This is a genomic window from Paraburkholderia sp. 2C, assembly GCF_054589215.1.
In genome coordinates, this window is the sequence record NZ_BAAILL010000065.1 from 232,427 (window position 1) to 252,476 (window position 20,050).

A 20,050-nucleotide genomic window follows, 5' to 3' on the forward strand; every position below is an offset into this window, starting at 1 on the left:
CTCGACGCGAGCGTGAGCGAAGCTTTCACAAGTGCTTCGAATGCGCGAGCGCATGACGTCCAATTTTATTCCCCGTAGCACATGTGGAGAGTAGCGGTATCAATCCTGTTCAGTCCGCTTCCATCCCCACGCTGAACGCCGCGAGCAGCCCACTCGCCCGCTGCACCTTCGCCGTCACCGCCTCCTCGAGCACCGTCTTTCCTTCCGGCACCGCCAGCGTCAAATAAGCCCTTGCCCGCGTCACCCCCGTATAAACGAGCTCGCGCGTCAAAATCGGACTAAAGCGATCCGGCAGCACCAGCGCCGCATGCATAAATTCCGACCCTTGTGACTTATGCACGGTCAACGCAAACACGGTTTCCACCGCTTGCAGGCGGCTCGGCAGCACCCATTTGATGCCACCCGACCCGTCCGCAGCCGGAAACGCCACGCGCATCGCGCCGCGCCCATCGGCGCTCCCCGGATAAGCCAGCGTAATGCCGATATCGCCATTCATGAGCCCGAGTTCGTAGTCGTTCCGCGTGACAAGCACCGGCCGTCCCGCATACCACTCGTTGCGCGCGTCGATCAAACCTTCTTCGTGCAGTAGCCGCGCGATGCGCCTATTGAGCCCATCGACACCCCAAGGCCCGCGCCGCACTGCACATAGCAACTGGAACGCATCGTGCGCGTCGAGTACCTCGCCAGCCCATCTATCCAGTGCAGCAGAGCCGGCATCACGCGCAGGCTGCCGTGCATGCATCGTCTCGAGATAGTGCCGATAGCCATGCCGCCGACCTGCCGACGTTTCAGCGCCATCGCCACCCACATCCCCATCGACAATCAGCGCCTTGAACGACGCATCATGACCCGCTGAGCAATTCAGTAACGCAAGATCCGCGCGTGCCTCGCTCAACACGCGCTCAACCGCGGCCGCATCCCCTTCGTTCACGCGCAGCGCCAGCTCCCCGATCCCGCTTGCCGACGAAAACCGGTGACTTTCGCGCAGCATCGCAATCGCCTGATCCAGCGCGGTGCCGTTCTCGTCGATCATCGCGTCGTCGACACGCTCGCCCGTCGCTGCCTGCAACCACTCGCGCGTCTGCGGCGTGTAATGTCCACGCGCGGCCCGTTCGCACAATTCGCCGAGCACGGCGCCCGCCTCGACGGACGCAAGCTGATCCTTGTCGCCGAGCAGAACGAGCCGTGCCGACGACGGCAACGCGTCGAGCACCGCGGCCATCATCTCGAGATCGACCATCGATGCTTCGTCGATCACGAGCACGTCGACCGGTAGCGGATTGCTCGCGTCGTGTCGAAAGCGCCGGCTGTCGGGGCGCGTGCCAAGTACGCGATGCAGGGTGGTCACGACAGTCGGAATGGCCTTCAACACTTGCGCACCATGCGCAAGGTTGTCGACCGGCAAACTCGCCACTGCGCCCGCAATCGATTCGTTCAGCCGGGCCGCGGCCTTTCCGGTCGGCGCGGCAAGCTTGATTCTTAAAGGCCGGGCACGTCGTCCAGCGGCACCAGCGCCGCCGCTATCGCCGTGACTCAACGCAATGGCCTGCAGCAAAGCCAGCAACTTAACGACTGTCGTCGTCTTGCCCGTCCCCGGTCCGCCGGTCACGATGCTGAACGCACTGCGCGCCGCGAGCGCGCACGCGAGCTTCTGCCAGTCGGCGCCGCGCTTTTCCGCGTCACGCTGTTCCGCGTCACGATTCGCAGGCGGAAACAGGACATCGAGCGTAGCCCGCACCGCCTCGATATCGAGCGCGGCCGCATGCCGCAACGACGCATGCAGTCGCCGTTCAATACCGGCGCAAACATCCTGCTCGTATTGCCAATAGCGCCGCAAATAAAGGCGCGTGCCGACCAGCACAAGCGGCGTATTGCCCGCGCCCGCATTCACAAGCGCGGCATGATCGAGCGACTCGAGCCATTGTCCGAGCGTCACGCCCTTGAGCAGATCGGTAGGCGCATGGGTCGGCGCTTCGATCATCCGATCGATCGCATCGTCAGGCGGCAGCGACAGCACGAAGGTCGGATCGTCAAGCGCGGCTTGCAAATCGAGGCACGCGTGACCACGGCCCAGCTGATGGCTCGCCAGCGCCGCCGCAAGAATCAGCAACGGCGCGGCATCGGAGGACGCCTCGCGGGCAAGAAATCGCGCAAACGCCGCGTCGAGCGGACGCAGCCAGCCGCGCTTGACCCATTCGTCGAGCACGCCAAGCATCGATGCAGTATCGGAAACCGCGGTAAGCGCAACAACCGCGGCACCCGTGGCACTCGCGACACTGGCAGGGACAGCAGGGACACCACGGACAGCCGCAACGGCATCGTCCTCACGATGCGTGCCCGTCGGCGGCAAGTCCGCGAATAAATCGCCGGTTTGGGAGTCAGTGACACGCCGCTTCGTCATGCAATATCTCCCGCCATTTCCTCTCCGCCGACACGCTTCGCAAACAGCACATCGAGCTGCTCGATCAATTCGCGCGGCGGACGGTCGACAAACACGCCCTGGCTTTCCGCATGACTGCCGCGCAGAAACAGATACACCGCGCCGCCGACATGGCGGTCGTAGTCGTAATCGGGCAGACGCACCTTCAACAGGCGATGCAGCGCAAACAGATACAACACGTATTGCAGCTCATAGCGCGAGTGCAGGATCTGCGCGCGCATCCTCGCCGGCGTGTAGGCGGCATCGTCGGGCCCGAGCCAGTTCGATTTATAGTCCGCCACATAAAAGCGGCCATCGTGCTCGAACACCAGATCGATAAACCCTTTGAGCATCCCGTTCAGTTGCGCGGGCTCGAGCGCGGGACGCACCGCGCCATCGAGCGTCATATCGCAGACAAGACGATCGAGCGCTTGCGCATTGACGTTATGCGTCGCGACCCAGAACTCCATCTCGGGCACATAGGTGGTCAACGCGGATAGCATCACGGGCGGAACAACCGCCTTGCCGCCCGTCGTGGACGCCGGAATCGACGGAATGCGCAGCGGCTCTTTCAGCAGCCGCAACAGCCATTCGGTCAGCGGCTCGATCCAGCGCGCCCAGCCGCGCACGCTGCAGCGGCGTGCGATCGTATCGCGCATCGCATCACGGTCGTTCACCACCTTGGCGAAGCCCTCAGTCGCGGCCCACTCCATCAACTCGTGGATAAACGTACCGGCATCGGCACCACGCGGCAGTCCATGCAGCGTGGCATCGACCTGCACGTCCGCATAGTCGCCCGGCGCATCGGTCCGCTGCCACGCCGCGTCGGCAAACTCATCGGGCGTTTGCGCGCCCGCGAGCTCCTGATACACATCCTGACCGCGCGTATCGGGCGCCGGCTGCTGCTCGCCCGTGCCGACAGCGGCGAGTGGACTTGCAGCAACCTCATGCGCGGTAACACCGCCGATCACGCCGTCGACCTTGCGCAAGCTCGAATAGCTGGCAATCCACCAATGCTCGCGCACGGCGCGCGACAACGTGCGCGCCGCGCCGCCCGCCGCCTGTGATTCACTCGATATGAAGCGCTCGTTGCCCGCAACCGGTGCTTCGGCCACGCGAATATCCGCATGATCGAGGCGCAGTTGCTCGAGCAACGGGCCCAGCTCGTCCGGCGCGATCGCCTTGCCGCCGGACAGCAGATACCCAAACGCGCTCAACTCGATGCCGGCGACCGGCGCAATCCCCACCCACGTCGCGTACCGCGCGCGCGTGAGGGCCACATAAAGCTTGCGCAAGTCTTCGCCGAGCCGCTCGCGATCGACCTGCGGCAACACCGACGCATCGTCGAGCGTCACCCGCAACCGGCCCCCGTCGTCATGCCACTTCAGCGGCATATCGGTCGCCTTCGCCGGCCGGTAGTTGCCCGCAAACGGCAGAAACACGAGCGGATATTCAAGCCCCTTCGACTTGTGAATCGTCACGACCTGCACGAGGCCCGCATCGCTTTCGAGACGGATCTGCCTCGCATCGCCGCCCGCGCCACCGCCGGCCTGATCCGCAAGCTCTTCATCGACATAGCGAATCAGCGCGTGTTCGCCGTCGAGCTGCGTGCTCGCCTGTTGCAACAGCTCGGCCAGATGCAGCAGATTGGTCAGCACCCGTTCGCCGTTTACGGGCGCGCCCGCCGTTCGCCCGATCAGCCGCTGCGGCACCTGAAAATCGTGCAGCAGTTGACGCAGCATCGGCAGCACGCCCTTCATCCGCCAGCTGTCGCGGTAGCCGCGGAACTGCATCACACGCGTCTCCCACGCGATCTCGTCGTGCGTCAGCGCATCGAGATCGGCGAAGTCGAGCCCGAGCGTCGCGGTTGCGAGCGCCGCACGCACGAGCCTTCCGTCATCGGGCTCCGCGCAGGCGGCAAGCCAATGTCGCAACTCGATTGCCTGCTCGGTCTGAAACACCGAATCGCGATCGGACAGATAGACGCTGCGCACGCCGCGCTCGGCCAGCGCCGTGCGAATCGCGCGCGCCTCTTCGCCGTTGTTGACGAGCACAGCCATATGGGCCGGTTGTAATGGTCTGATCCCTGGCGTGCCATCGCCGTCGCCATCGCCAACACCAACACTAACAAAGCCTGCTTTTTTCTCTTCGCCGAGGTTCAACAGACGCACCATCTCGGATGCACAACTCGCCGCCATGCCGCGCATGTAGGCATCCTTCGAAAGCGCTACGCCGCTTTCAACCGGCGGCATCCACCATGCAGTCAGCGCCGCCGGCGATTCGCCGTGCGCAATCTGCAACGCGTCGCGACGACCCGCTGCCTCGGCGGCGATAAACGGCAGCGGATTCTCCCCCGTGCGCGGATCGCGAAACAGAAAGGCGCCGGGGCTCTCTGTGCGCGCCTCGGCCGCTTCAAAGCAGCGGTTGACCGCACGCACCATCGCGACCGTCGAGCGGAAGTTCTTTTTCAGCGTAAAGAGCCGCCCCACACACGCGCGGCGTGCTGCGAGGTATGTATAAATGTCGGCGCCGCGAAACGCGTAAATCGCCTGCTTCGGATCGCCGATCAGGATGATCGCCGTGTCCTTGTCGTTTTCCTCGATCCGGTAGACCGCATCGAAGATCGCGTACTGCACCGGGTCCGTGTCCTGAAACTCGTCGATCAGCGCGACCGGATACTGCTTGCGGATGATGTCGGCGAGACGCGCGCCGTTCGGCGAACGCAGCGCATCGCGAAGACGCGTCAGCAGATCGTCGAAGCCCATCTGCGAGCGCTTTTTTTCCTCGGCGGCGAAGCGTTGCGAGACCCAATGCGCGGCGTGGCAAAGCAGATCGTAGTAAGCGGTCGGCTGCGCGGCGAGTGCATCGCGCAGCGCTTCCATGGCGTCGAGCGCCGGGTGCGAGGGCGGATCGCCGACCTTCCAGATTTCCGCGAGACCGGCGCGTGTGAGGCGCGTCCATACCGCAGCCTTGTCGTCGAACGCGGGTCTGGCCATCAGCGGATCGGCCGCCCACGCGCGCAATTTTTCGAGCCAGGTCTGACAGTTCGCGCGATTCAGCTTCTGCGCGTTGAACTGCTTTTTTTCACGTGCCTCATCGAGTATGGCCTGAAGCTCGTCGCACCATGACGTCCAGTTCTTCTTTAGCTTCGCAAGATGCGCACGTTGTTTGTCGCGCGCTTCCCTTAGCGTCGATTCCGGTGCTTCGGCTTGCGGCAGCAAATCCGCATGGGCGAGCAATCTGCTCACCACACGCTGCAAATCAAGCGGGCTCGCGAACCACTGACGCACGTCGTGCGCGGATTCGGCATCGAGCGGCGTTAGAAATGTTCGCCAGTAGTCGCGCACCACCTCGGCTTGCAGCGCGCTCTGATCGGTTTCGAGTGTCTGCGAGAACAGGCTGTCGCTATCGAAAGCGTGTTCGCTGAGCATCCGGTTGCACCAGCCGTGGATCGTCGAAACGGCGGCTTCGTCCATCCATTCGGCCGCCAGTTGCAGACGACGCGCGCAACCGGGCCAGTCTTTAGAATCGTATTCAGCGCGCAAGTCGTGCAGCAAATCCTTGCCTGCCGGAGGAGCGGCGGCGTCGACCTCGTCCGGGTCCGCACGAAAATATTCGGCTGCATCGACAAGCCGTGCGCGAATCCGTTCGCGTAACTCCTTCGTCGCCGCATCGGTGAAGGTCACGACAAGGATTTCCGGCGGCGTCAACGCGCGCGCATCGTTACCGCTTTCGCCACCGCCGTGCCCCAGCACCAGACGCACATAGAGCATCGCGATCGTGAAGGTCTTGCCCGTCCCCGCGCTTGCCTCGATAAGACTGCTGCCGCGCAAAGGAAACCGCAGCGGATCGAGCGCCGCGGCCGCCGTTGATGATTGCGTCGCGTTCATAAGCTCACTCATTGAGCGTCTCCGTCATCTTTTGCGCTGTTCTTTTGCTTCGTCGACGAAGGAATCGCAAGATGCAGCGGCAGCAGCAGGTCGACCGCGAGCCGCTCGAAATCGCCGCTCGCCGCGAGCGCATCGAAGTCGGGATAAACACGCTGCAAATACGCGTTCATGTCGCGCTCGCCCGCTTGCCACGACGTACCGTCGTACACGGCGCGTGCTGCGTCGCGCGCCAGTGTCCGATCGGCCGCGGTCTCGGGCGACCATTTGCCTAGCCATGCAAACGCCGCATTGACCGCGAGCGGCAGCGGCCGGCGCATGCCTTCGTCCCACGCGCGCAGCAAGACGAGCAGATGTGCGCGGGCTTTTTCATCTGCTAAAGGCGCGAGTTCGACGCTGCCGATCTTGCTGACCACGACCGTGGTGAGCGGACCCACCGCTACCTGCGCCGCCAGATGCGCGACCCAATGTGCGATGAGTCTGTCGCGCCGGTATTTGTTGTCTTTGATCAGCGTGCTTGCATCGAGAATCACACGACCCAGCTCGCGATCCGTATTCGTGCGAATGTCGCTGATCCAGTCGTCGATTGAACGGGTTCGCCCATCGATCGTTTCTTCGATGCTCAGTTCATGTTGCTGTTCGTCGAGCATCTGGGGCCAACGCGCAAGGGCGATTCTGTAACGCTCGAAGAGATCGGGCATCGGCTCCATCAGTTCGTCGCCGAGCAGTTCGCCGAATCCGCCTGTCGCGAGGTCGCCGCTGCGGTGCATGCGCGCGAGCCGCGCTTGCGCCGCGGGAAGCAGATCATCGTCGCCGCGCTTGAGCGCCTCGGTTTGCGCGCGGATCAGCTCGTTTTGCAATTGCCACGCTCTGAGGCCGTCGAGATCGAACGGTTCGTCGTTTTCGCTTGCCATCACGTCGGTTTCGAACGCGACGCGCAGACGTTGCCGGAAGAACGACTTGACCGGGTCGCGCAAGAAGTCGGCGAGTTCGCGTATGGATAGCGGTTCGTCGCGCTCGAGCGGGGGCAACATCACGTTCTCAGGTGTCGAACTCGAACGATGGATGCTTGCGTCTGCAACGGTCGCCGGCATCGTTGAAGCGCGCCACTCTCTCGCGAACGTGAACAGAGGGGACGAAGACGTATGCGCACCGGCCGGGAAATAATCGGCGCTAAAAGGCTGGAGCCGGTGAACGATCGTCAGTGCCTCGCCCAGCGCATGCGGGTCGCCGCTTTCGTCGCCGGCAAGACGCCAGCCGGCCGAGAGATGTTCGAGCAATTGCCCGACCAGCACCGACGGCGGCCGCGGCGTATTGTCCGTGACGCTGCGTCCCACCCACGACACATGCAAATGCTCGCGCGCCGACAACAGCGCTTCGAGGAACAGATAGCGATCGTCTTCGCGTCGCGACCGGTCGCCGGGCCGGTAGTTTTGCCGCATCAAATCGAAGTCGAGCGGTGTGCGCGTGCGCGGATAATCGCCATCGTTCATGCCGAGCAGACAGACGCGGCGAAACGGAATCGCGCGCATCGGCATCAGCGTCGCAAACGTGACGGCGCCCGCGAAAAAGCGCTGCGACAGGCTGCCTTCTTCGAGCTGCGATAACCAGTGGTCCGCGACAATCGAGAGCGGCAATTCGCCGGTCAACGCCGCATCGTCGCATGCGTCGCGCCATGCTTCGAGCGCCGTATCGAGACGCCCGAGCGTGTACGCATCGTCGCTGTCGACGGGCGCGAAAAACGTGTTCTTGAGCTCGCGCAGACGCGCGCACCACGCCTCGACGGTGGCCGGCTCGCGCAAGGTTGTCCACGTGTGTTCGAGCGCATCGATCAGATGCGTCAACGGCCCGAGCAGCGCCGCATCGAGCCCGCCGATTTCAGCGTAGGGCTCGATGTCGCGCCACGCGTCCGATTTGTCGCCGACTGCATAGCCGAGCATCATCCGGCGCAAACCGAATGCCCACGTATTCGGCGCATCGTCGCTGCCGGCCTTCGGCAAGTCGAGACTCGCGCGCTGTTCGCCGTGCAGCCCCCAGCGGATATTCGCGCCGCCGATCCAGTGATGCAGCTTCGGCAGATCGTCTTCGGCGATGCCGAAGCGCGCGCGCAGCGCGGGCACTTCGAGCAGATCGAGCACGTCGCTGACGGTCACACGCGATTGCGGCAGCGCGAGCAGCGTCTCGAGCGCGCCGAGCAGCGGATCGAAGTCACGCTGCCCGCGGTCCGCGACGCTAAACGGGATATAGCGCGGATCGTCCTTGTCGAGCAGACCGAATACGGCCTGAATATGTGGCGCGTACGCTTCGATATCCGGCACCATGACGATCACGTCGCGCGGTCGCAGGGTAGGGTCGTCAGCGAAGGCGGCGAGCAACTGGTCGTGCAGCACCTCGACCTCGCGCTGCGGACTGTGCGCGATGTGAAAGCGGATCGAGTGGTCGATGCGCGGATTGACCGCGGGCCAGATTTCGCGCGATTCTTTGCGCGGACGCAAGTCGCGAATGTCGTCCTGCAACTGCTGCAGCATCGTCGAGGTGCTTTCGGCTTCGAACAGATCGATGCGTTGACCGATATTCGCAAAGCGCGACGAATACGCGTCGCGTGCGGCATCGCTATCGAATTCGTCGAGCAGGCCGATAAAGTCGCGCCCCTGCTTGCCCCATGCGGCCAGCAAGGGATGCGCGTACAGGTGCAGTTGTTCTTCGTCGACGATCGCCGGCGCGCCTTGACGCCGCCGCTGACGCGAACGCTCGGCGCGCAACAGATCCTGATCGGCGACGATGTCGGCCCAATAGTGCGCGCAAGGGTTATGCACGCACATCAGCACCTGCGTAAAGCGAGCGAGCGCGGCCAGCACTTCGAGCGATTGGTGCGGCAGACTCGAGATGCCGAACACGATCACGCGTCGCGGCAAGTCTTTGGGCCGGTCTTCATCGGGCAGGGCGGCGGCACGCTCGATGAACGCTTCGTGCACGGCCGCGCGGCCGGCCGTCGATGCATCGGCGCCTTTCCGCGCGGGCGCGTTCACGGTTACGTCGTCGAGCAGCGCGCGCCAAAGCGCGGCTTGCCAGCGATGCTCGTCGGGCAGCGGCGCCTGCTTGTCGCGCGCATCGATGATCACGTCCTCGCCGGCGGCCCAGCGCGCGAGCCAATCCGCGCGATAAACCTGATATTGGTCGAACAGATCCGCGACGCGCTGCGCGAGTTGAAAGCGCTTGCGCTGATCGTCGTCGTGCGCCATGAAGCGCTTGAGCGGCGCGTAGTCGGGCTGATCGAGCAGTTCCGGCAACAGGCGAGTCAGCCGCCAGACGAGGCGCGATTTGTCGAACGGCGAAACCGCGGGCACCGCGTCGGCGCCGAGCACGGCGCGATAGGCCTGCCACAGAAAGCGCGCCGGCAATGAAAGATCGAGCGCGGCGGAAATGCCGCAGCCGCCATCGACGGAATCGGCCGCGAACGCGAGCTTCAGCCATTGCGCGATGCCGTTGCTCTGCACGAGGATCACTTCGTTTTCGAGCGGCGCGAGCGGATATTGCCTGATCCATTCGATCATCAGGTCGCGCAAGCGCTCGGGCTGATTGCCATGCACGAGCATCAGTCCGGCCGGTAGCGGTTGGGGTGTCAAGCTCAAACGAAGCTCCATCGAGGATGGCATGTACTCGGTCGTCGCGAATGCGGTTGCGTTGGCGAAAGGGACGGCTTGTCCGCGTATTTTGGGGGTGCAGGGGGACAGAGGGTGTCCGGATGCTTGTCGGTAATGATACAAGCTGTGATTCAGGTGCTGACATACGCCCGGGAAATCGCAGACCAGCGCTTCCTCAATTTCTTCCAATCCTTTCTTCCCTGTCGGCGCGACCATCCGGACTCTCTATCTCATGCACACCGACCATGAAAAACGAGATCTCCGTCTTCTGGCCGCGCAACCGAATGCACACGGTTAGTTCCCTGACGCTTGACCTGAACGATGCAGGAATGACCTATGAAATAGCAAGACATGTCACGACAATTCTTAAATTGACTCAGGCGATTCGCGGTTTGCAGCCGATCGCGGATACAGCGACGCGGGCCGTGTCCGAAAGAATCTCTTTCTCCTGATGTGCGCCATCAGAATATTGCGGATGCGGCACACAAGCTATCACCAGATGCGTTTGCCGAGATCTGCGACATGCTCGACGAACGGTTGGTCCTTGGCTCAGTCAGTGAATTCAAGATCACGCATCTCGTTGCCGCGGCGGGCGAGGCTAATTTCTACCCAAAGCACTTTGCCTACTTCTTGCCGGAGGACGAGGGAGTCAAGTATGCGAGCAGAAAGCGGACGATTGTTTTTGCAAACACCTACCTCGCACTTTTTAACCTGATCTCTCTGGAGGAGTCGAGGGCTCACATCTGCGTGACCGATGGCGTTCTGCGAGCATCGGAAGCGGGTGCGCATCTTATCTCGTGGTTTAAGGGCCATGATATCGGCCACTCCATCGTCGGGCCTGAAACCGATTTTCGAATCATTAGCAAGGCCGATCGATGGGCGTCGATGGTTCTTCAAGAGGCGCTTGCCGATGTGTTCGGGTTCCTGCTTTGCGTGACCGACACGTGGTGCGACGGTCTGGGGCTCGATCCTGAAATGGTCTGTCAGGTCTATTGCTTTGAAATGCTCAGATACCTGCGCCGCGCGCCGAGAGATTTTCCGGATGCTGGCGCCGCGTTCGTTCAATTGCAGTTTTTGATCGAGCTCGGCTACGCGAAGGTGGAGACGAGCGACGGCAAGATGGGCATATCGAGCGCGGACATGATTGCCGGTATGGCTGCTCTTGCAAAGCAGCTGTCGTGTTCAGTCCTTACCGGGAATCTCGCGACGGTGATGGATTTTGCTAATCGATACTGTCCGCATCTCAATAGGTGCGCCCACGACCGCATAGCCTCATTGCTTGGCAGATCAGTCCATACGCTCGACTATGTGCAACCCATTTACCAATACCAGGATTTTCTCGCAGCATGAGCCCCGCAACCAACGGCTTCCTTCTCTCCCTCTCGCTATGCCTCGACATCGGCATCGTCAATATCGCGATGATGACCGTCGCAATGCAACGCGGCTATTGGACGGGCTTCTGGCTCGGAATGGGTTCGTGCATCGGCGATTTGATCTACGCGATCCTCGCCTTGGCTGGGATGACAGCGTTATTGCAATTTTCCGCAGTCAGATGGGGAATGTGGCTCGGCGGGACGGTGGTCCTTGTCGTGCTCGCGGCAAAAATGGCGATCAGCGCACTCCGATCGGCTCACTCATCATCCGGCGGCAGCGCCGAGGCGGGCGGGACGCATTTTCAACAACTGTTAAAAGGGGCTTTACTAGCGCTGTCTTCGCCCTCGGCGATAGTCTGGTTCGCTGCGGTTGGTGGCGCGTTGATCGCGCAATCGGGCATTCAGGGATGGGACGCGACCGGCCGTTTTCTCGCGGGCTTCTTTGTCGCGGGCGTCGTCTGGACGTGTGCGGTATGTCTTATTGCAAGGCTCGGAGGCAAAGCCTTCGGCGCCAAAGCGTTGTCGTTCTGCTACTTCGCATCCGCGGCGCTTTTTGCGTTTTTTGCGTGGCAGGTCGTTTCCTCGGGCTATCGCACGCTTATTCTCGGATTGCCAGTTTGACGGAAGCGCCCGGGCTCGGCAAACCGCAACGGACTCATGCCAAGCACCTTCCTGAAGGCGTTAATGAAGTGACTCTGATCGAAAAATCCCAGATCGAACGCAACGTCTTGTACGGTGAAACCGCGACGCAACCGGCTTCGCGCTTCGATCAATCGAAGCTGCATATGGTATCTGGCCGGCGTCATGCCCACTGCGGTTTTGAAGCTGCGGATCAGTTGAAATTTGTGAACTCGGCATCGCCCGCATTGGAATCGAAGCTCGAAGACTGCATCGCCTCGGGGTTATAGACGGTGACCATGCGTTCGGTCGCGCGCAGCTTCTTGCCGTCCAGGCAGATGTTTTCGCAGCCCGACAGATTTGCGCTGACAACATATTCGGCGTGGGTGTGAAGCGGGAAGGACGCATGTACGCTGGCGCGCATTCGCGCCAACTCGACTCCGTTAGACCGATAGAACTCTTCCATTGCAAGCGTCATAAGTAGACTCGGGCGGGCGTGTCCCGCGTGTCGGCTAACGAAGATACGAATCCAAGGATATCAACGAACTTTTTTGGGATGGGTGGTTTGTTCGGAGAAGGCGCACGGGCGCGCGACGATGCGATGGCGGTGCGCGTCAATCACACCAATTCCCCCAAATCAATGCGTAATTGCATTTGCCATTCCCCAATGCAATTTCAATAAATCCGCTCCGAATTACATTGATTTACCTCGCATAGCCAAAAGAATTAGAGAAATAATTTGTAACTGAACGTTGACACGCTAACGTTTGCCCAACTAATCTACCGCCATCGTAAGCTGGTAGTTATCAGATGAAAGCTCGTTAGGGTTCGCGCGGGCTTATAACCGGCATACGAGAGTCCACAGGCACGCGGCGTTCGCCGCGTGCTGAGCCGTCACGTCGTAGCGATTCTTGATTTCAACGTTTCAAAAGCACTGATATCGGCAATTAAAGTCGAGGCCGGAATTCGCCTTTTAATACCGATTTTTCATTCGCGATCAGGCGCGTGGGGAGACCTTTTTTCCGATTTTTATTTAATAAAAAAACAACAAACAACCGCACATTTCAAAGCAGCTCTTTCCGGACAGGGACGAACAATGCGTACATATTTTCGGTTAAGGCTAGAGTGCCTGCTACTGGCGGGCACGCTGGCATTGAGCGCATGTGGTGGTGGAGACGATGCCGGCGGGATCGCGTCGAACAACTCGCAGGTCAGCGGAGCGGCGGCCTCGACAGCCGCCTCACAGCCCGCGCTACCGACGCCGGCCGCGCCCGTCGCCGCCGACAAAACGATCAAGAAGACCGTGAAGCCGGTCGAACTGCCTGACACCGTGCAGCCGGTCAACTACCGGCTCTGGTTCCGCCCGAACCCCGCGCTGTCCACCTTCGACGGCCGCGCGGACGTCGACATCCAGGTGAAGAAGAAGGTCAATTACATCGAAGTGGCCGGCCATCGCATCAAGTTCGTCAACGGCAAGACCGTGCTGCAGCCCGGCAATATCGAGCTGATCGCCACGCCGCAGGACGACGGCGACTTCTACCAGCTGCGCCCCGCGAGCGGCCAGATTCCCGCCGGCGAATACTCGCTGCATATGGAGTGGACGGGCATCATCAACTTCAAGACCTACGACGACCCCGCCACCCAAACCGGCGGAAGCTGCGGCGACGACAAGTACCCCGGCTGCTCCGCAGCGGAAGGCGTGTTCCGCGTCGACCTCAAGGCGACCGACGGCACGACGAGCGGCGCCATCCTCACGCAAGGCGAAAGCAACCTCGCGCGCCAATGGTTCCCCGGCTGGGACGAGCCGGCGTTCCGGCCGACCTACGAAGTGTCGGCGGAAGTGCCGCAGAACTGGCGCGTCGTATCGAATGCGGCGGAATTGCCGTCCGTGAACGTCGATAGAGGCTACAAGCGCGTGTCGTTCGAGAAGACGCCGCCGATGCCGTCGTATCTGCTGTTCTTCGGCGGCGGCCAGTTCGACGTGCTCGAAGACGACTTCGCGAATCCGCTTGCGAACGGCAAGAACCTGCATTTGCGCATCTTCGCGCCGCCCGGCATGCGCGACTGGGCCGTGCCGGCGATGCAACAGACCAAGCAGGCGCTCGATTACTACTATCGCTACACGGGCATCTCGCTGCCGCTGACCAAGTTCGACACCGTTGCCGCGAATGACGCGTTCAAGGAGCAGAAGGACCTGAACTTCGGCGGCATGGAGAACTGGGGCGCCATTCTCGAATTCGCCGACGACATCCTGCCGCCCCCCGGCACGCCGATGTCGGACTATGGCGTGACGGTGCTTACGCACGAAGCCGCGCATCAGTGGTTCGGCGACCTCGTCACGCTCGACTGGTGGGACGACGTCTGGATGAACGAATCGTTCGCCACGTTCTTCGAGAACAAGACGAAGATCCTGTTCTTCCCGGATCGCTTCAACTGGGTCGACGAGGTAAGGACGAAGTACGCCGTTATGTCGCGCGACCTTGGCGCCAACGCGTTCCCGGTTCAGCCGAACTTCAACGACTGGGCCTCGAACGACTTCGTGCTGAGCGCGAGCCCCTTCACGTACGACAAGGGCGGCATCGTGCTGAAGATGCTCGAGAATTATCTCGGCGAAGGCGTGATGCGCAAGGGACTGCAGTCGTACCTGACCGATTATTCGTTCGGCAACACGACGCCCAAGCGCCTGTGGAACGAGCTATCGAAGGCAAGCGGCCAGTCGATGGCGGACATCGGCGACAGCTTCGTCCGTCAAACGGGCGTACCGCTGATCACGCTCGATACGCAGTGCGATCTGACGAGCAATCAGACGGTCGTCTCGCTCAAGCAGGCGCCGTATCCGAACAAGAACCCGTATCCGGGCATTCAATGGACGGTGCCGCTGACGCTCGCCTATGGCGACGGCCTCATGCGTCGCAAGACTGTCGCGTTGAAGGACACGCAGATGCAGGTCCGCGTGAACGGTTGCTCGGCCGTCGTTGCGGATCCGAGCGGGCTCGACTACTACGTGACGAACTATGGCGATAACGCGTGGAGTCAGTTGCTCGCGCAAAGCAGCGCGTTGACCGACCCGGTGCTGCTGACCAACCTGCAGATGGAAGCGAAGATGCTCGTGAATTCGGGCCTCGCGAATCCGACGCGTGCGACGACAATCGGTTCGATCACGCCGCCGGCAACCGCGACGGCGCGTAGCCTGATGCTGAAGGTCCCGCAAGCGCAACCGCAGGCAGAACGTCCGCTGCTGCGCTACCAGGGCAAGCTGAAGCCGCGTAGCCAGACGGAGTAACAGCAGGTACAGGTGCAGGTGAGGTGTGAGCGGCCGCCGTTCCGATCGTTATGCACGACTGTGCGGATCGGGACGGCGGCGCGTTCGCGTCCGGCCGCCGGGCTTGGGGGCCTGTTGAGCAGCAAACACCGGCAGCCTTTCCTCAATCCACCTGATCAATTCCAACGGCCCTGCCGCGAGTGGCCGTCCTTCCTTGACGATCAATCGCGCGTGCGTTCCCTGAAACAACGGATGCATGATCGGCAGCGCGGTCAGTTCGCCGCTGGCCATCTCGCGATACGCGGCGAACTCGCCGATCAGGGTGACAAACTCGCCGGCCATCACCACGCGTTTCAACGCGGTCAACGAATTGGTCGCCAACGTCGGCCGAAGCTCGATGTTTTCCGCGACTTCCAGCATGTTCACGACATGCCCGATGCCAAACGTCGACGGCATCACCGCAAGCGGCCACGCAAGCAGATCGTCGACGGTTGCCGCGCGCTTTTGCAGCGCCAGCGGATGGTCGCTGCGCAGCAGTAACACCACCGGCTGTGCCGAACTCGCCCGATACGCAATCTGCGGATGCGGCGGCGGATTGTAGGCGAGCCCGATATGCGCGCGGCTTTCCGCGACCTCTTCGAGAATCGCATCGACGGCGAGCATATTCATGCCGATATCGAGCTTCGGATAGCGCGCGCAAAACGGGCTCAGCACTTCGGAGACGAGCGTATCGACGAACCCCTCGCTGACGACAATCTCGATGTGGCCGGTCTGCAGCCCTTTTAGCGCATGCAATTGATCTTCGAGCTTCTCCTGTTGCGACCGGTACCCGTGCCAGAACTCGAGCAGATGCGCCGCTGCTTCGGTCGGCCGCACGCCACGCGCTTGCCGTTCGAACAGCAGCGCACCGAGTTCCTCTTCAAGCAGCCTGATCTGCCGCGTGATGACCGACGGCGACGTGTTCAGGTTATCGGCCGCGCCGCGAATCGTGCCGTGCGTCAGCACCTCATTGAAATAGCGCAGCCGTTGCTGGTTGATCTCTCGCATCGAACCTCTCCGAATCCGGGGCAAATTTCAGCCATTGTGCGTTGCTCGCCAGGCAACGATATGTGAACTTTGTTGCTCTTGCTAGCGGCACGTCTGACGGCGAAGATGCATGCTCTAGCGGCGACGGCCAGTGTCGGGTTGTTTGTGTCGGAAGATTGCGCGGATACATTGGGAAATAAACCGGGCGTTTCTTTCGGCTATAACGCAACATTTCCGCCACGATGCACACGGCGTCTCTCTAACAAACCTGATAAGAGGAATGGTCATGTCCGATACCGTGAATGTTCGCCGTCGCCGGCTGCTCGGCACCACGCTCGCTGGTTTGAGCCTGCTTGAACTGGGCCTCGGCAATCTCGCTCACGCCGCTGCCCCGAAGCATGCCGCCGCGAGCAATGCGTCGTTCGATTCGATCCAGCAGATCGACGCAGGCACGCTGAACATCGGCTATGTGGACGCCGGTCCGAAGGACGGTCCGGTCGTTTTCCTGCTGCACGGGTGGCCGTACGACATTTACAGCTTCGTCGATGTCGCGCCGATTCTGACGTCGCACGGCTATCGCGTGATCATTCCATATCTGCGCGGCTACGGCACGACGCGCTTCCTGTCGGCGGATACGCCGCGCAACGGTCAGCAGGCGGTCGTCGCGGTCGACATCATCGCGTTGATGGATGCGCTCAAAATCGATCAGGCCGTGTTTGCCGGCTACGACTGGGGCGGTCGCACCTGCGACGTCATCGCGGCGCTGTGGCCGGAGCGTTGCAAGGCGCTCGTGTCGGTGAGCGGCTATCTGATCGGCAGCCAGGAAGCGAACCGCAAGCCGCTTCCGCCGAAGGCCGAACTCGCGTGGTGGTATCAGTTCTACTTCGCAACCGAGCGCGGCCAGGCGGGCTACGCGGCGAACACGCACGATTTCAACAAGCTGATCTGGCAACTTGCGTCGCCGAAATGGCACTTCAGCGATGCAACGTACGACCGCTCGGCGAAGGCATTCGACAACCCGGACCACGTCGCGATCGTGATTCACAACTACCGCTGGCGTCTGGGCCTCGCGCAGGGCGAGGCGAAATACGACGACCTCGAAAAGCGACTCGCGGCATTCCCGGCCATCTCGGTGCCGACCATCACGATGGAAGGCGACGCGAACGGCGCGCCGCATCCGGACCCGTCGGCGTACGCGAAGAAGTTCACGGGCAAGTATCAGCACCGTACGATCAGCGGCGGCATCGGGCACAACCTGCCGCAGGAAGCGCCGAAGGCGTTCGCCGATGCGGTTTTGCAGGTGCAGCATCTGTGATGCCGAGGTGAACCGTGATGCGGTGGTGGGGGGGGCGACGGAATCAGGCGTCCTCCGCTGTCCCTGCATTCACCAGATATGACGGCGGAAAACCCAGCGCATTCCTGAACATCGTCGTGAATGCGGGCGGGTTCGCATAGCCGACTTCGATCGCTACATCGGCGAGCGGCATGCCGCGACTGATCAGATCGATGGCGCGCGCGAGCCGCAATTGCCGGCGCCATGTTCCAAAGCTCGTATGGAGTTCGGTATGAAATAACCGCGCGAGCGTCCGCGCGCTAGCGCCGACATGCGGTGCCCATTCAGCGAGCGTCCTGTCCGCGCCGGGCTCCTCCATCATCGCGACGCATAGCGCTCTAAGCCGCCGTTCCGTCGGTAACGGCAAACCGAGCGGCAACGTCCGCGCTTCGCGCATCTCTTCGACCAGCAACGTCATCGCGGCGCGGCGCCGCCTTTGCTGGCTTTCCTGGCTTTCCTGGCGCATGGCATGGTCTGCGAGCGCGTTGACGAGCTCGCGCATCAACGGGCTCACGTCGATGACCGTGCACGCGTCGAGCGGCAGCGAAAGCGCGCGAGGCTCCACATACATCACGTGGAAGTCCACTTCGCCGAGCATCGCCACTTCGTGCTCGATGCCGGGCGGAATCCACACGGCGCGGTAGCGCGGCACGATCCACATCATGCCTGGCACGCTAACCCGGACGCTGCCTTGATGAGGACACACAAGCTGTCCCCACGCGTGCGTGTGCCACGGGATCACGCCGTCCGCAGGCGGAACCCGTAGATGCACGATGACCGGTTCGGCGGGCGTCGGCTTGTGCTTCGGATAGGGATCGTACGCAGTTCGCTGGCGTGGCATAAAAGCGTAAGTTTTTGGCCTGGAAACGATTTGATGCCATTCTAAATCGGTCTACGATGAGCAGATCGAACAGAAAGTGGGAGACCTCCATGAGCGACGCGCGGAAAGCCGTCGTCGGAAACAGGCGATGGAGCGGCGAGCAGATCGGCACGGCCGTCGTGCTGCTCGTTCTGATTGCGGCATTGGGGGCGACCCGCTACGTGTCGCCCGTTCACGGCTTTGCGCCCGCGACGTTTCGCGCCGCGGTGCTCGTGGTCTTCACGGTGACGAGCTGGGCGCTCGGCCTCTTCAAGGAACCGGTCACGACGCTGCTGTTCTTTCTGTTCGGCGTGCTATTCGCCGTCGCGCCGCCCGAAACGCTGTTTAGCGGCTTCACTTCGCCGGCGTGGTGGCTCGTTTTCGGCGGCAGCATTACGGGCGTTGCGGTGCGCACGACCGGGCTCGCACAGCGCCTGAGCGACAAGCTATTGTCGATGCGCGCCGACACGTATCGCCATTACGTTGCTGTCGTCGTGCTCGCTTCGGTGGGGCTCGCATTCGTCATGCCGTCGACGACCGGCCGCATCCTGATCCTCACGCCGATTGCACTCGTGCTGGCCGATCGCCTTGGCTTGAGTCACGGGCGTCGCGGCCACACCGGCATCGTGATGGCTGTTGCGGCGGGCAGTTATATGCCGTCCACGTCGGTGCTTCCCGCCAACGTGCCGAATTCGGTATTGCTTGGCGCGGCCGAGCAACTCTACGGTGTCAAGCTGCAATACGCGCCGTATCTGCTGCTTCATTTTCCGCTGCTCGGTGCGCTCAAAACCGTGTTGATCATTGTGCTGATCTGCTGGCTGTATCCGGACAGGATCGACAAGACGGCGCTCGCGGAACGAACCGTCAAGCCGTTTTCGTCGTCGGAAAAGATGCTGACCGCGGTGCTCGCGTTGTCGCTGCTGTTCTATGCAACAGACTTCTGGCACGGCATTTCACCCGCGTGGGTCAGCCTTGCGGCGGGCGTCGCGTGCTTGCTGCCGCAAACCCGCATCATGTCGACGCAAGACTTCAATCAAGGCATGCATATCGCGCCGCTGATTTATGTCGCGGGCTTTCTGGGCCTTGGCGCCTTGATTACGGAAAGCGGGTTAGGGCAGTGGGCCGCGCATCTGTTGCTTGACGCGACGCATATGGAACCCGGGCACCCGATCGAAAACGTTGTGCTGATCGTCGCGATCGGCATGGCGATTTCGATGCTCACCACCTTGCCGGCGCTACCCGCGGTGCTCACGCCGCTGGCGGGCCAACTCGCACACGCAAGCGGGCTTTCGCTGTACACCGTCCTGATGCTGCAGGTACCGGCTTTCTCGACGGTGATCCTGCCGTATCAGTCGCCGCCGATGATGATCGCGATGCATATGGGCGGCGTGTCGTTGAAAGAGGGGGCACGCCTGTGTCTCGTACTCGCGGCCATCACGATCGTCGCGGTGTTGCCGCTCGATCTTCTCTGGTGGCGCGTGCTCGGTGCACTGCCTTAAACCGGAGCTGTCATAGTGGTGCGCGCTTTGCCGCTTTCTTTCAGATTGAAAGTGCCTGTGCGGTGCACGCGAGCAAGATTCATGCGTCACAGATAGCCCCTCATGTTTTCCCGCATGAAATCGCTAATCG

13 protein-coding genes are annotated in these 20,050 nt (G+C 61.9%); 6 read left to right on the forward strand and 7 right to left on the reverse strand.

The genetic code is table 11. From position 1 onward, the window contains the following. Positions 1-109: 109 nt before the first annotated feature. The 3 genes from recD to recC are packed head-to-tail and all read right to left on the reverse strand — an operon-like array spanning position 110 to position 9,938. Entirely contained in the window at positions 110-2,401 is a 2,292-nt protein-coding gene (gene recD / locus ACYPXD_RS29940) for an exodeoxyribonuclease V subunit alpha (protein WP_459720346.1), read from the reverse strand. After that, entirely contained in the window at positions 2,398-6,321 is a 3,924-nt protein-coding gene (recB, locus tag ACYPXD_RS29945; protein WP_459720349.1) for an exodeoxyribonuclease V subunit beta, read from the reverse strand. Before recB ends, recD begins: the two co-directional genes overlap by 4 nt. Then, positions 6,318-9,938: an exodeoxyribonuclease V subunit gamma gene (gene recC / locus ACYPXD_RS29950; RefSeq protein ID WP_459720352.1), complete on the reverse strand. Its 3,621-nt coding sequence runs from the start codon at positions 9,936-9,938 to the stop codon at positions 6,318-6,320. The genes recB and recC overlap by 4 nt, the downstream gene beginning before the upstream one ends. A 257-nt stretch (positions 9,939-10,195) precedes the next feature. Between recC and ACYPXD_RS29955 the strand changes: the two genes are divergently transcribed. The 3 genes from ACYPXD_RS29955 to ACYPXD_RS29965 all read left to right on the forward strand — a co-directional run bounded on the left by ACYPXD_RS29955 (position 10,196) and on the right by ACYPXD_RS29965 (position 11,944). Then, complete coding sequence (locus ACYPXD_RS29955) at positions 10,196-10,402, forward strand: hypothetical protein (RefSeq protein ID WP_459720355.1); 207 nt, start codon at positions 10,196-10,198, stop codon at positions 10,400-10,402. Between the two features lie 70 nt (positions 10,403-10,472). Continuing rightward, positions 10,473-11,300: a hypothetical protein gene (locus ACYPXD_RS29960; protein ID WP_459720358.1), complete on the forward strand. Its 828-nt coding sequence runs from the start codon at positions 10,473-10,475 to the stop codon at positions 11,298-11,300. Next, positions 11,297-11,944 (forward strand): LysE family translocator, encoded by a 648-nt coding sequence (locus tag ACYPXD_RS29965; RefSeq protein ID WP_459720361.1) that lies wholly within the window; start codon positions 11,297-11,299, stop codon positions 11,942-11,944. Before ACYPXD_RS29960 ends, ACYPXD_RS29965 begins: the two co-directional genes overlap by 4 nt. On the opposite strand, the gene ACYPXD_RS29970 is transcribed toward ACYPXD_RS29965, so the two are convergent. Further along, positions 11,911-12,129 (reverse strand): helix-turn-helix domain-containing protein, encoded by a 219-nt coding sequence (locus ACYPXD_RS29970; protein ID WP_459720364.1) that lies wholly within the window; start codon positions 12,127-12,129, stop codon positions 11,911-11,913. The genes ACYPXD_RS29965 and ACYPXD_RS29970 overlap by 34 nt on opposite strands. A 26-nt stretch (positions 12,130-12,155) precedes the next feature. After that, positions 12,156-12,419 carry a hypothetical protein gene (locus tag ACYPXD_RS29975; protein ID WP_459720367.1) on the reverse strand — a complete coding sequence of 88 codons (264 nt, stop codon included), beginning with the start codon at positions 12,417-12,419 and terminating at the stop codon, positions 12,156-12,158. A gap of 618 nt (positions 12,420-13,037) precedes the next feature. Between ACYPXD_RS29975 and ACYPXD_RS29980 the strand changes: the two genes are divergently transcribed. Then, the gene (locus tag ACYPXD_RS29980; RefSeq protein WP_459720369.1) at positions 13,038-15,224 is read left to right on the forward strand and encodes a M1 family metallopeptidase; all 2,187 of its coding nucleotides are present in this window, start codon (positions 13,038-13,040) and stop codon (positions 15,222-15,224) included. 48 nt (positions 15,225-15,272) lie between these two features. Here ACYPXD_RS29980 and ACYPXD_RS29985 read toward each other — a convergent pair whose 3' ends face one another. Continuing rightward, on the reverse strand, positions 15,273-16,250 hold the full coding sequence (locus ACYPXD_RS29985; protein ID WP_459720372.1) for a LysR substrate-binding domain-containing protein: 978 nt from the start codon (positions 16,248-16,250) through the stop codon (positions 15,273-15,275). A 265-nt stretch (positions 16,251-16,515) separates the two neighbouring features. Here ACYPXD_RS29985 and ACYPXD_RS29990 point away from each other — a divergent pair, with 265 nt between their 5' ends. Next, positions 16,516-17,544 carry an alpha/beta fold hydrolase gene (locus ACYPXD_RS29990; RefSeq protein ID WP_459720375.1) on the forward strand — a complete coding sequence of 343 codons (1,029 nt, stop codon included), beginning with the start codon at positions 16,516-16,518 and terminating at the stop codon, positions 17,542-17,544. A gap of 43 nt (positions 17,545-17,587) precedes the next feature. Here the strand turns inward: ACYPXD_RS29990 and ACYPXD_RS29995 are convergent, their stop codons facing one another. Beyond that, positions 17,588-18,403 carry an AraC family transcriptional regulator gene (locus tag ACYPXD_RS29995; RefSeq protein ID WP_459720378.1) on the reverse strand — a complete coding sequence of 272 codons (816 nt, stop codon included), beginning with the start codon at positions 18,401-18,403 and terminating at the stop codon, positions 17,588-17,590. Between the two features lie 89 nt (positions 18,404-18,492). Between ACYPXD_RS29995 and ACYPXD_RS30000 the strand changes: the two genes are divergently transcribed. Further along, positions 18,493-19,920 (forward strand): SLC13 family permease, encoded by a 1,428-nt coding sequence (locus ACYPXD_RS30000; RefSeq protein ID WP_459720381.1) that lies wholly within the window; start codon positions 18,493-18,495, stop codon positions 19,918-19,920. Positions 19,921-20,050 lie beyond the last annotated feature (130 nt).